Here is a 12,034-nt window from a genome sequence, read left to right on the forward strand (position 1 = left end):
CGCGCATAGAGGGGGAAAGGAGGAGCGGCCCTTCCCATCGTGCCGGAAGGGCCGCTCCGAGGTTTACTTCCTGAGGTGGTCCGGGCCGAACGCCTGCGGCAGCATCTCGGCCAGAGTCAGGAACCCGGTGGGCGTCTCCAGTACGAGCTCGGGGCCCCCGAACTCGAACAGCAGCTGCCGGCACCGGCCGCACGGCACCAGGCACTCACCCTGGCCGTCCACACACACGAAGTGGGTGAGGCGCCCGCCGCCGGTCGCCTGGAGCTCCGAGACGAGCCCGCACTCGGCGCACAGGCCGAGGCCGAACGAGGCGTTCTCCACGTTGCAGCCGGAGACCGTCCGCCCGTCGTCGACGCGGGCCGCCGCGCCGACCGGGTAGCCCGAGTACGGGGCGTACGCGTGGGACATGGCCTCGCGGGCCGTGACCCGCAGGGCCTCCCAGTCGGCCTCGGTGAGGGCGCTCGTCACTTGCCCTGGCCCTTGCGGTACCGCATGCCGTCGGCCTTCGGCATCCGCAGGCGCTGCGCGGAGAGCGAGAGGACCAGCAGGGTGACCACGTACGGGGTGGCGCTGACGAACTCGACCGGGACCGTGTCGGTGCCCAGGTACCAGATGAAGACGCCGACACCGATGACGACGGCGATCGAGGAGGTGATCCAGCGCTTCTGGTACGCCTTCCAGGCCGCGAGGGCCACGAGGATGGCGAAGAGCAGCAGGAGCAGCGCGTGCACGGACTGGCCGCCGCTGCGCAGCTGGAGCGCGTCGGCGTAGCCGAACAGGCCGGCACCCATGGCGAGGCCGCCGGGACGCCAGTTACCGAAGATCATCGCGGCGAGGCCGATGTAACCACGGCCGCCGGTCTGGCCCTCGTTGTAGATGTGCGAGGTGACGAGCGACAGGAACGCGCCGCCGAGACCGGCGAGACCGCCGGAGACGATCACGGCGATGTACTTGTACTTGTACACGTTGACGCCGAGCGACTCGGCCGCGATCGGGTTCTCACCGCAGGAGCGCAGGCGCAGACCGAACGAGGTCTTCCACAGCACGAAGAACGTGCCGATGATCAGCAGCACGGCGATGATCGTGACCAGCGAGATGTTGGTGACCAGGCCGCCGAGGATGCCGGCGATGTCCGAGACCAGGAACCACTCGTGCTTCTCGATGTCGGCCAGCCAGTCGGAGAGACCCGGAATCGAGACCGAGGTGATCTCCTCGGCCGGCGGGGACTGCTTGGGGCTGCCTCCCTTGGCCGACGCCTCACCGGAGTTGAACCACAGCTTGGCGAAGTAGGTCGTGACACCGACGGCCAGGATGTTGATCGCGATGCCGGAGATGATGTGGTCGACACCGAAGGTGACCGTGGCGACCGCGTGCAGCAGACCGCCGAACATGCCGCCCAGGATGCCGGCGAGGATGCCGATCCAGGGGCTGGTCTGCCAGCCGGCCCAGGCACCGAAGAAGGTGCCGAGGATCATCATGCCTTCGAGGCCGATGTTGACCACGCCCGCGCGCTCGGACCACAGACCGCCGAGACCGGCGAGTCCGATCGGCACCGCGAGCGAGAGCGCGGCGCCGATCTGGCCGGCCGAGGTGAGGTCCTGTGCCCCGGTGATGACCCGCACGGCGGACAGGGCCAGGAGCCCGCCCGCGACGATCAGCAGGATCCAGGGGAGGGAGAGGCGGGTACGGCCGCCCTTGCCGCCGGCCGCCTTGGGCGCCGCGGGCGGCGGGGTGGAAGTCGCCGTGGCGCTCACGCCGACACCTCCGTCGTGTCGTTGGAACGGGCCTGGGCCGCGAGCTTCTCGCCGACCTGTCGCTGCTGGCGCTTGAGGCCGTAGCGACGGACGACCTCGTAGGCGATGACGACGCAGAGGACGATCACGCCCTGCATGACGCCGACGATCTCCCGGTCGTAGTTCTCGAACTCCAGCTGCTGGCCGCCGCGCTCCAGGAACGCCCAGAGGATCGCGGAGAGCGCGATGCCGATCGGGTGGTTCCGGCCGAGCAGGGCGATGGCGATACCGGTGAAGCCGATGCCGACGGGGAAGTCGCCGCCGAACTCGTACGAGTCGTTGAGCAGCGTCGGCATACCGATCAGACCGGCCATGCCGCCGGAGATCAGCATGGACGTGACGATCATCTTCTTGACGTTGACACCGCTGGCCGACGCAGCCGTCTCGGACTGGCCGACGGTGCGCAGGTCGAAGCCGAACCGGGTGCGGGAGAGGGTGAACCAGTAACCGATGCCCGCGATGGCCGCGACGACGACGAAGCCGTAGATCGGGGTCGGCGTGGTCGGGAACTCGAAGAAGTGCGAGGACTCCGGGAGCGGGGTCGTCGCCACCTTGGTGCCGGCCGCGTCCAGGTGGCCGAGGCGGCCGGGCTGGAGCAGGTAGCCGATGATCGCGGTCGCGATGAAGTTCAGCATGATCGTGGAGACGACCTCGCTGACCCCTCGGGTGGTCTTGAGGACACCCGCGATGCCCGCCCACATGGCGCCGACGATCATCGCGGTGATGATGATCAGCGGGATCTGGACGATGCCCGGGAGGGTCAGCGCGCCACCGACGGCGGCGGCGAAGAAGGCGGCGAGACGGTACTGGCCGTCGACGCCGATGTTGAACAGGTTCATGCGGAAGCCGATGGCCACCGCGACGCCCGCCAGGTAGTACGTCGTCGCCTTGTTGATGATGTAGACCTGGCTGTCCGACTTGATGCCGTAGTCGAACATGATCCCGAAGGCGCTGAACGGCTCCTTGCCGGTGGCCGCGAGCACCAGCGCGGTGATCAGGAACGCGGCGACGATCGCGAGCAGCGGCGCCGCGATGCCCAGGAGCAGCCGCTCCTTGTCGAACTTCTTCATCGGGCCTCGTCCTCCGGGCCGTCGGTGCCCTCAGGGCTCTCATCGTGCTCAAGGTGACCGGCGGCGGCGCCGGTCATGGCCGAGCCCAGTTCCTCCGGGGTGACCGTCGCCGGGTCGGCGTCCGCGACGAGCCGCCCGCGGTACATCACGCGCAGGGTGTCGGAGAGGCCGATCAGCTCGTCCAGGTCGGCGGAGATCAGCAGGACCGCAAGGCCGCCACGGCGCGCTTCGCGGATCTGGTCCCAGATCTGCGCCTGCGCGCCGACGTCCACGCCCCGGGTGGGGTGTGCGGCGATCAGCAGCTTGGGGTCGTGGCTCATCTCGCGGCCGACGATCAGCTTCTGCTGGTTCCCGCCGGAGAGGGAGGCCGCGGTGACGTCGATACCGGGGGTACGGACGTCGTAGTCGCGGACGATCCGCTCCGTGTCCTTGCGGGCGGCCTTGATGTCGAGGATGGCGCCCTTGGAGTTGGGCTTCTCGGTGACATGGCCGAGGATGCGGTTCTCCCAGAGGGGGGCCTCCAGGAGCAGCCCGTGCCGGTGGCGGTCCTCGGGGATGCAGCCGATGCCGTCCTCGCGCCGCTTGCGCGTCGGCGCGGCGGAGATGTCGGCGCCGTCCAGGGTCACCACACCGCGGTCGGCGTTGCGCATGCCCATGATCGTGTCGACGAGTTCGGACTGGCCGTTGCCCTCGACGCCGGCGATGCCGAGCACCTCACCCTTGTGGATGGTGAAGGTGATGCCGCCGAGGACCGCGCGGACCACGCCGTCGGGGTCGACGGCGCTCAGCGACAGGTCCTGGACCGTCAGCATCGGCACGTCGGTCACCGTGGACTCGCGGGTCTCCGGGGAGGGCAGCTCGGCCCCGACCATCAGCTCGGCGAGCTGCTTGGTGGTGGTCTGCTTCGGGTCGGCGGTGCCGACCGTGGTGCCGCGCCGGATGACGGTGATCTCGTCGGCGACGGACAGCACCTCGCCCAGCTTGTGCGAGATGAAGATGACCGTGAGGCCCTCGGCCTTGAGCTCGCGCAGGTTGTCGAAGAGCGCGTCGACCTCCTGCGGGACGAGCACGGCGGTCGGCTCGTCGAGGATCAGGGTGCGGGCACCGCGGTAGAGGACCTTGAGGATCTCCACGCGCTGGCGGTCGGCCACACCGAGGTCCTCCATGAGGGCGTTCGGGCGGATGCCGAGGCCGTACGCGTCGGAGATCTCCTTGATCTTGGCGCGGGCCCTGTCACCGATGCCGTACAGCTTCTCGGAGCCGAGAACGACGTTCTCGAGGACGGTGAGGTTGTCCGCGAGCATGAAGTGCTGGTGCACCATGCCGACACCGCGGGCGATGGCGTCTCCGGGGTTGTGGAACGTCACCAGCTCGCCGTCGACCGTGATGGTGCCCTCGTCCGGCTTCTGCATGCCGTAGAGGATCTTCATCAGGGTCGACTTGCCCGCGCCGTTCTCGCCCACGAGGGCGTGCACGGTGCCGCGGCGCACGGTGATGTCGATGTCGTGGTTGGCCACGACTCCTGGGAAACGCTTGGTGATGCCGCGGAGTTCTACGGCGTTGGGACTGCTGGGGCTGGAGGCTTTGATGACGCACTCTCCTAGGCAGGGAGCGTGAGGAGGGGATGAGGCCGGTGCGCAGGCGCTGTCGGTGGCGAAAAATACCCTGTACGGCGCACGCTACGCGCGTAGCTATTGGAAAATCGTTCAACTGCCCGCGGGCAGACGTGTGAAAGGGGCCCGGAGTGTCGGCCGAAGCCGCTCTCCGGGCCCCCCTCCGACGTGTGTCAGAGGGTCGTGTTGACCTTGATCTGACCGTCGATGATCTTCTTCTTGGCCTCGTCGAGCTTGGCCTGGATGTCGGTGAGGTGGCCACCGGTGGTGGTCAGGGAGACACCGTTCTCAGCCAGCGAGTAGACGTGCGTGCCGGTCGCCGGCTTGCCGTCCTGGACGGACTTGATGAGCTCGAAGACACCGGTGTCGACGTTCTTGACCATCGAGGTCATGATCGAGCCGGCGTACTTGGACAGGGCCGGGTCCTTGGCCTGGTCCGAGTCGACACCGATCGCCCAGGTGCCCGGCTTGGCGGCGACGGCCTCGATGGCACCGGCACCCGAGCCGCCCGCGGCGGCGTAGATGACGTCGATGCCCTTGTCGAGCATGCCCTTGGCGGCGGCCTTGCCCTTGTCCGGGGCACCGAAGCCGGAGAAGTCCGTACCGGTGGAGAGGTACTGGATCGTGACCGAGGCGTCCGGGTTGGTGTCCTTGACACCCTGCTGGAAGCCGGCGGCGAACTTCTTGATCAGCGGGGTGTCGACACCGCCGATGAAGCCGATCTTGCCGTCCTTGGACTTGAGGGCGGCCGCGACACCGGCGAGGTACGAGCCCTGCTCCTCGGTGAAGACGATCGAGTCGACGTTCTTCGCCTCGGAGACCGAGTCGACCAGGCCGAACGTGGTCTTCGGGAACTTGGCCGCGACCTTGTCGATCGCGTCCTTGTAGGCGAAGCCGACACCGATGACCGGGTTGAAGCCGCCCTCGGCCAGGGAGGCGAGGCGCTGCTCGCGGTCGGCCGGGGTCTCACCGGTCTTGGCGGTGAGCTCCTTGGTCTCGACACCGAGGTCGGCCTTGGCCTTGTCGAGGCCGCGGGCGGCCGAGTCGTTGAAGGAGTTGTCGCCACGACCACCGACGTCGTAGGCCATACCGACCTTGATGGTGCCCGAGTCGGAGCCCGTGTCCTCGGTGGAGGACTCCCCGCAGGCGGTGGCAGTGAGAGCGAGAGCCGCAGTGACAGCACACGCGGCGGTGATCTTGGATACCCGGCGCACGAGGAGGTCCCTTCAAGACTGACCGAAAGCGCCTCTTGCGGCGCTGGTTTCGGGCGATCGTAACGCGCGTAGATGTCAGTTAAAGACCCGTTCATGAGTCGTTACCGGATCGACGCGAACCATAGTCACGTTACGCGTCCACGCGTCGCGCACAAGTCGCAACCCCGTGTGACCCGCAAGGTTCGGGGGCCCGTTCCACCCTGGGAGCAACGGGATCGAAAGGCACGAAGGGGGGCGCCGGAACCCGGCGCCCCCCTTCGTCCACACGGGCCGTCAGGCCCGGCCGGAGCCCGCGTCGAGCAGGGCGGCGGCGGTGAAGAGTTCCACCGCCGCCTCGATGCAGCGCTCGTCCACGTCGAAGTCGCCCGCGTGGAGGTCGCGGACGCGGGTGTCGCCGGGGGTGCGCACGCCGAGGCGGGCCATCGCGCCGGGTACGTGCTCCAGGTACCAGGAGAAGTCCTCGCCGCCGAGGCTCTGCTCGGTGTCCTCGATCGCGTACGGTCCGCGGCGGGCGGTCATCGCGGCCTGGAGGAGGTCGGTGACGGCCGGGTCGTTGACGACCGGGGGGACGCCCCGGACGTAGGTGACGGTCGACTTGGCCCGGTGCAGGGTCGCGATCTCGTCGATGGCCGCGTGCACCAGGTCGGGCGCCTCCCGCCAGGTGGGCAGGTCGAGGCAGCGGACGGTGCCGGAGAGCTCGGCGTGCTGCGGGATGACGTTGCAGGCGTGGCCGGACTCGATGCGGCCCCAGGTGACCGAGAGTCCCGAGCGGGCGTCGACACGGCGGGACAGGACGGCGGGGACGTCGGTGGCCACCCGGGCGGCGGCGGTGACGAGGTCGGTGGTGAGGTGCGGGCGGGCGGTGTGGCCGCCGGGCCCGTCGAGGGTGACTTCGAGCCGGTCGCAGGCGGAGGTGATGGGGCCGGTGCGGAGCCCGATCTTCCCGGCGTCCACCCTGGGGTCGCAGTGGACGGCGATGATCCGGCCGACCCCGTCCAGGACGCCGGCCTCGACGGCGTCGGCGGCACCGCCTGGGAGGACCTCTTCGGCGGGCTGGAAGACGAGCCGTACGGCGGCGGGGAGGAGCCCCTGCCGGTCGAGCTCGGCGAGGACGAGTCCGGCGCCGAGGACGGTGGTGGTGTGGACGTCGTGTCCGCAGGCGTGGGCGCGGTTGGCCACGGTGGAGCGGTAGGCGACGGTCTTGGCGTCGGGGATGGGCAGCGCGTCGAGGTCGGCGCGGATCGCGAGCATGGGCCGACCGGGGTCCGGGGTGCCGATGTCACAGATGAGTCCGGTGTTGCCCGGCAGGACCTTCGGCGCGAGGCCGGCCGCCTCCAGGCGGGCCTTGAGCGCTGCGGTCGTACGGAACTCCTGGTTCCCGAGCTCGGGGTGCATGTGCAAGTCCCTGCGGAACGCGATCAGTTCGACGCGCAGGGGTTCGGACAGCGTTCCGGGCAGGGTGGCGGAGCCTGGCTCACGGGACTTCAACTGGTTCACCCTTTGAAGGGTAGGCCTCCGGAGAGGTCAACTGCCCGTTGATCACGAAAAGTTCAGCCCGTTAGGGGAAAGAATCTCGGTTTCTCAGGCATGAAGGCCGTTCCATATGGGTACGCTCAGCCGAATTCGAGCCGATCGGTCTGGCTCGCCGCCCGTGACGTGAGCCGGTCGACCTCGTGGGCCGCCGTGCCCGCCACTCCGGACAGGAAGCCCTGGGCGCGCGGCGAGGCGGTCTCCCGCAGCCACTCGGGCGCGATCTCGCAGACCGCGACCTTCACCCCGGTCCCGGCGAGGGCCAGCGGCAGGGTGTGCACGACCGTGGACGGGAAGCTGACGACCGTACGGCCGATGGGGCCGCGCCGTGCGATCAGCTCCAGGGGCAGCTCGGGCCGGACCACCTGCAGACCCGTCTCGACCGCGATCCGGTGCAGCTTCTCGGCGCTCTCCCTGCGGTGCGCGAAGTAGCGGGTGGCACCGTGGGTGCGGGCGAGCTCCGCCACCACCCGGTCGTAGTGGTCGGCGTCGACCACCCCCGTCTCGACCAGCGAGGTGCCCACCAGGTCCGCGCCGCCGGTGAGCAGCGGCGGGCCGAAGCGGGTCCGGGTCCAGGCGTAGGAGTTCTCGGTGACCGTGATGCCCTCGGGGGCCTCGACCGGCAGCGAGGTGAAGATCTCGACCGTGCGGCCCCGGTTCGGGGCGAGGCGCCGCTTGGCGAACGAGGTCACCGGGGCGAGCACCAGCTCGCGCGGGTCGAGGGCGCTGCCCTTGCGGTGCCAGCGCACCAGGCGTTCGCCCCGGCCGATCTGGGCGGCGTACTCCATGGTGGCGGTGCCGTCGTCGACCACGGTCAGGTGCCGGGGGGCGAAGAGGGTGAGGAGGAGCTGGACGTACCGGGAGAACGGGTCCCCGATGATCACCCGCTCCGCCGAGCGCAGCGGCCGGGCGAGCTCCCGCAGGGTGCGGACGAGCGAGCCCCGGCCGCCGCGGGCCTCCTGCCAGTGGACGGTGAGGCCCTCGTCGCGGGCCAGCTGGGCCATGCGGCGCAGCTGGCCCCGCGACATGGGGTCGGTCGGCGAGAGGACGACGACCGTCAGGGCGGGTGCGGCCTGTGCCGCACCCTGGGTGGCGTCCGTCGAGCGGGGCGCCCGCACGGACGCGTCGGCGGCCGTGGAGTCGGGCGCCGCGGTGGCCGCGGCGGCGGGCACGGCGTCCGCCGAGCCGTGCGCGCCGGCGGGTGCCGCGGAGGGCGCACCGGTGGCGGGTGCCTGGGTGTGCGCCCATTCCAGGACGTTGAGGAGCTGGACCGGGCTCTCGACGAACGCCAGCTGCCCGGTCATGCGGCGACGAGCCCCTGGACCCGGCGGAGCTTCTTCATCGGGCCGAGCTCCGACTCGTAGACCTTCTTGACGCCGTCGCCGAGGGCGGCCTCGATGGTGCGGATGTCGCGGACCAGGCGCTGCAGGCCCTGGGGCTCGACGGAGGCGGCCTGGTCGGAGCCCCACATGGCGCGGTCGAGGGTGATGTGGCGCTCGACGAAGGTGGCGCCGAGGGCGACGGCGGCCAGCGTGGTCTGGAGGCCGGTCTCGTGGCCGGAGTAGCCGATCGGGACGTTGGGGTACTCCTCCTGCAGGGTCTGGATGACGCGCAGGTTGAGCTCCTCGGCCTTGGCCGGGTAGGTCGAGGTGGCGTGGCAGAGCAGGATGTTCGCGCTGCCGAGGACCTCGACGGCGTGGCGGATCTGCGCCGGGGTCGACATGCCGGTGGAGAGGATGACGGTGCGGCCGGTGGCGCGCAGCGAGCGCAGCAGCTCGTCGTCGGTGAGGGAGGCGGAGGCGACCTTGTGGGCGGGGACGTCGAACTTCTCCAGGAAGGCGACGGCCTCGGTGTCCCACGGGGAGGCGAACCAGTCGATGCCGCGCTTCTTGCAGTGCTCGTCGATGGCGCGGTACTGGGTCTCGTCGAACTCGACGCGGTGACGGTAGTCGATGTAGGTCATGCGGCCCCAGGGGGTGTCCCGCTCGATGTCCCACTGGTCGCGCGGGGTGCAGATCTCGGGGGTCCGCTTCTGGAACTTGACGGCGTCGCAGCCGGCCTCGGCGGCCACGTCGATCAGCGCGAAGGCGTTGTCGAGGTCACCGTTGTGGTTGATGCCGATCTCGCCGGTGATGTAGACGGAGTGGCCCGGGCCTGCGGTCTTGTCGCCGAGGGTGCGGATACGGGTGTTCATGGTGCTGATCCTTAGGAGTTGGGGGTGTTGAGCTCGGGTCCGAGGAGCCAGGCGGCGATCTCGCGGATCGCGCCGGAGCCGCCCGGGGTGACGGTGACCGCGCGGGCCGCGGCCCGTACGGAGTCGTGGGCGCTGCTCACCGCGACGGGCCAGCCGACGAGGTGGAAGCAGGGAAGGTCGTTGACGTCGTTTCCGGCGTAGAGCACGCGCTGCGGGTCGATGCCTTCGGCCTCGCACCACTCCTTGAGAGCCCGGTCCTTGCGGTCGATGCCGTGCAGGACGGGGATCTTGAGCTTGCGGGCGCGGGCGGCGACGACGGCGTTCTGCTCGGTGGAGAGGATGAGGACGGGCAGTCCGGCGCGGCGCAGGGCCGCGATGCCCAGGCCGTCGCCGCGGTGCGCGGAGACGAACTCGCGTCCCTCGGCGTCCAGGTGGACCCGGTCGTCGGTCTGCGTGCCGTCGAAGTCGAGGACGACGGCGTCGACGTCCGCGAATCCGGGGGTGGCCGGGGTGTCGAGGAGCGGCGCGAGGACGCGGGCGCGGGCCAGGTCGTGCGGGTCGTCGATCTCCAGGACCCGGGCGGGGTCGGTGACGACGAGCGCCGTACGGCCGAAGAAGCGGTGCTTGTGGGTACGGAAGCCGGCCGCGTCCATGGCGTAGACGGCGCCGGTCTCCAGGTACTCGGGCTCCCGGTCCTGGCGGCGGGGGCGGTGCGCCTTGTCGTGGTTGACGCCGGTGGCGCCGTCCTCGACCGTCTCGCGCCAGAGGAAGCCGTGCGTCGGGGCGGCCGTGAAGGCGGTGTCGGCGGCGCCGGAGGTGATGCGCTCGACGGTCTCGGCGACCTCGGCGGAGCCGAGGAAGGGGCTGGTGCACTGGACGAGGAGGACCACGTCGGCCGGGCGGCCGTGGGTGGCCTCGAAGACGTCCATGGCGTGCAGGACGGCGGCCTCGCTGGTGGCGGTGTCGCCGGCGATCTCGGCGGGGCGCTGCACGGCCTCGGCCCCCGCGGTGCGGGCGGCGGCGGCGATGCCGGCGTCGTCGGTGGAGACCACGACGTGGGTGACGGGGCGGGCGCCGAGGCAGGCCCGGACGGCGCGGGCCACCAGGGGGACTCCGGCCACCGGGGCGAGGTTCTTGGCGGGCACGCCCTTCGAGCCGCCCCTCGCGGGGATCACGGCGAGCACGGCGGTGGGCTCCGTGGCCGGCTTCGCGGCCGGTGTGGCGGTGGCGGACATCAGAGTTCTCCCAGGCGGCGGATGACGGGGGCGACGCGTTGCACGCCGTGGCGGTACGCGCCCCGCGCGGCCTCCCGGACGACCCTGCGCAGGCCGCTCTCGCGGGGCTCCGGCGCGGTGACGTCCAGGCGGTGGCGGGCGAGGATCCCGGGCAGGTAGCCGGGGGCCGTCTCCGTTGTGTAGTAGGGGGTGATCGGGGGCAGCGCGGGGAGCGCCAGGAGCTCGGTGACCCGGTCGCGGGCCGCGTCGAAGGCGCCCTCGTACGAGCCGTCGGCGGCGACGCCCTGCCGGGCGAGCCAGGTCTCGTCGGGCGTCGGGGCGAGCCCCTTGTCGAGCCGGTCGAAGGAGGCGAGCAGGCCGGAGCCGACGAAGTGGTGGTTGCCGAGCGCCTCGCGGACCCCGAGGTCGGTGAGGATCGCGGTGGGGATGCGTCGGTGGAGGGCTTCGAGGGCGGCCGTGGAGGAGACCGTGACGAGCAGGTCGGTGCGGTCGAGGACCTCGCCCATGTGCCCGTACACGAGCTTGAAGTTGGCCGGCGGGTCGAGCTCGCGGACCAGCTTCTGGAACGGGAACTCCTCCAGGTGTGTGGTGTGTTCGCCCGGCTTGGAGCGGAGCTTGAGGAGCACCTCGCGGTCCGGGTGGAGCCGGGCGTGCCCGATCAGTCGCCGCAGGACGTAGGCGCGTTCGGTCCGAGTGACCGGCACGGACGGCTGGGCGGCGAAGACCAGGGTGTCGCGGCCGGCCTCGGGGCTGTGCGGGGCGCCGCCGAGGAAGGGCAGCGCCGCCTCGACGACCGAGTCGGCTCCGGCGCCCACTCCTTCGTACACCGCGCGGAAACGCTCCGCGTCGTGACGGGAGTTGGCGAGGACGACATCGGCGCCGTGGCGCAGCAGCAGACCGTCGGTCAGCTTCTCGTAGACGACCCCGACGTAGCCGGTGACGATCACGGGGCGCCGTTCCAGGCCCAGATCGGCCAGGCCCTGGAGGACGGCCCGGACGGTGCCGCCGACGAGGGCGAGCACGACGACGTCGTAACCCTCGCCGCGCGCCTCCGCGTCCCGTACCGCGCGCAGGAACTCCGCGCCCGTCACCTCGCGCGGGGTCGTCGTGGACACCCCGGTCTCGGCGAGCTGGCGTTCGGTGGGGGTGGCCCGTCCGCGCAGGACGAATCCGGTGGGTTCGGCGGTCGCCGTGGTGATGCGGCGCGCCGTGAGGGCGCCCCATTTCCACCGGGTGTCGGAGTCGGCGAGTACGGCGACCCGTACCGCTTCTCTGGTACTTGCTGGCACGCCGAGGACGCTAGAAGGGCATTCCGCTTTTCGGCCCAACTGAGCCACAACAAACGGTGAACAGAGCCTCTCCTCCTGTTGAAGTGGGTCGGGAAC

Annotated in this window: 10 protein-coding genes; all 10 read right to left on the reverse strand. The window is 70.7% G+C overall.

The features are described 5' to 3' along the window. Nucleotides 1-63: 63 nt before the first annotated feature. The 10 genes from OG259_RS16245 to OG259_RS16290 all read right to left on the reverse strand — a co-directional run bounded on the left by OG259_RS16245 (nucleotide 64) and on the right by OG259_RS16290 (nucleotide 11,938). Nucleotides 64-468 (reverse strand): cytidine deaminase, encoded by a 405-nt coding sequence (locus OG259_RS16245; protein WP_328942934.1) that lies wholly within the window; start codon nucleotides 466-468, stop codon nucleotides 64-66. Then, nucleotides 465-1,754, reverse strand: coding sequence for an ABC transporter permease (locus OG259_RS16250; protein ID WP_328942935.1), 1,290 nt, complete (start codon nucleotides 1,752-1,754; stop codon nucleotides 465-467). Before OG259_RS16250 ends, OG259_RS16245 begins: the two co-directional genes overlap by 4 nt. Beyond that, a complete protein-coding gene (locus tag OG259_RS16255; protein WP_328942936.1) occupies nucleotides 1,751-2,863 on the reverse strand; it encodes an ABC transporter permease in 1,113 nt (370 codons plus the stop codon). The genes OG259_RS16250 and OG259_RS16255 overlap by 4 nt, the downstream gene beginning before the upstream one ends. Further along, complete coding sequence (locus OG259_RS16260; protein ID WP_328947099.1) at nucleotides 2,860-4,452, reverse strand: ABC transporter ATP-binding protein; 1,593 nt, start codon at nucleotides 4,450-4,452, stop codon at nucleotides 2,860-2,862. Before OG259_RS16260 ends, OG259_RS16255 begins: the two co-directional genes overlap by 4 nt. Before the next feature lie 197 nt (nucleotides 4,453-4,649). Next, the gene (locus OG259_RS16265) at nucleotides 4,650-5,690 is read right to left on the reverse strand and encodes a BMP family lipoprotein (protein ID WP_328942937.1); all 1,041 of its coding nucleotides are present in this window, start codon (nucleotides 5,688-5,690) and stop codon (nucleotides 4,650-4,652) included. A gap of 273 nt (nucleotides 5,691-5,963) precedes the next feature. Next, nucleotides 5,964-7,187 (reverse strand): amidohydrolase, encoded by a 1,224-nt coding sequence (locus tag OG259_RS16270; protein ID WP_328942938.1) that lies wholly within the window; start codon nucleotides 7,185-7,187, stop codon nucleotides 5,964-5,966. Nucleotides 7,188-7,303: 116 nt separating this feature from the next. Continuing rightward, nucleotides 7,304-8,524 (reverse strand): hypothetical protein, encoded by a 1,221-nt coding sequence (locus OG259_RS16275; RefSeq protein WP_328942939.1) that lies wholly within the window; start codon nucleotides 8,522-8,524, stop codon nucleotides 7,304-7,306. Continuing rightward, on the reverse strand, nucleotides 8,521-9,414 hold the full coding sequence (locus tag OG259_RS16280) for an N-acetylneuraminate synthase family protein (RefSeq protein ID WP_030318398.1): 894 nt from the start codon (nucleotides 9,412-9,414) through the stop codon (nucleotides 8,521-8,523). Before OG259_RS16280 ends, OG259_RS16275 begins: the two co-directional genes overlap by 4 nt. An 11-nt stretch (nucleotides 9,415-9,425) precedes the next feature. Beyond that, nucleotides 9,426-10,649 carry an acylneuraminate cytidylyltransferase gene (locus OG259_RS16285; protein ID WP_328942940.1) on the reverse strand — a complete coding sequence of 408 codons (1,224 nt, stop codon included), beginning with the start codon at nucleotides 10,647-10,649 and terminating at the stop codon, nucleotides 9,426-9,428. Next, complete coding sequence (locus tag OG259_RS16290) at nucleotides 10,649-11,938, reverse strand: DUF6716 putative glycosyltransferase (protein ID WP_328942941.1); 1,290 nt, start codon at nucleotides 11,936-11,938, stop codon at nucleotides 10,649-10,651. The genes OG259_RS16285 and OG259_RS16290 overlap by 1 nt, the downstream gene beginning before the upstream one ends. Nucleotides 11,939-12,034 lie beyond the last annotated feature (96 nt).

Origin of the sequence: Streptomyces sp. NBC_00250, assembly GCF_036192275.1 — a bacterium.
Classification (GTDB): domain Bacteria; phylum Actinomycetota; class Actinomycetes; order Streptomycetales; family Streptomycetaceae; genus Streptomyces.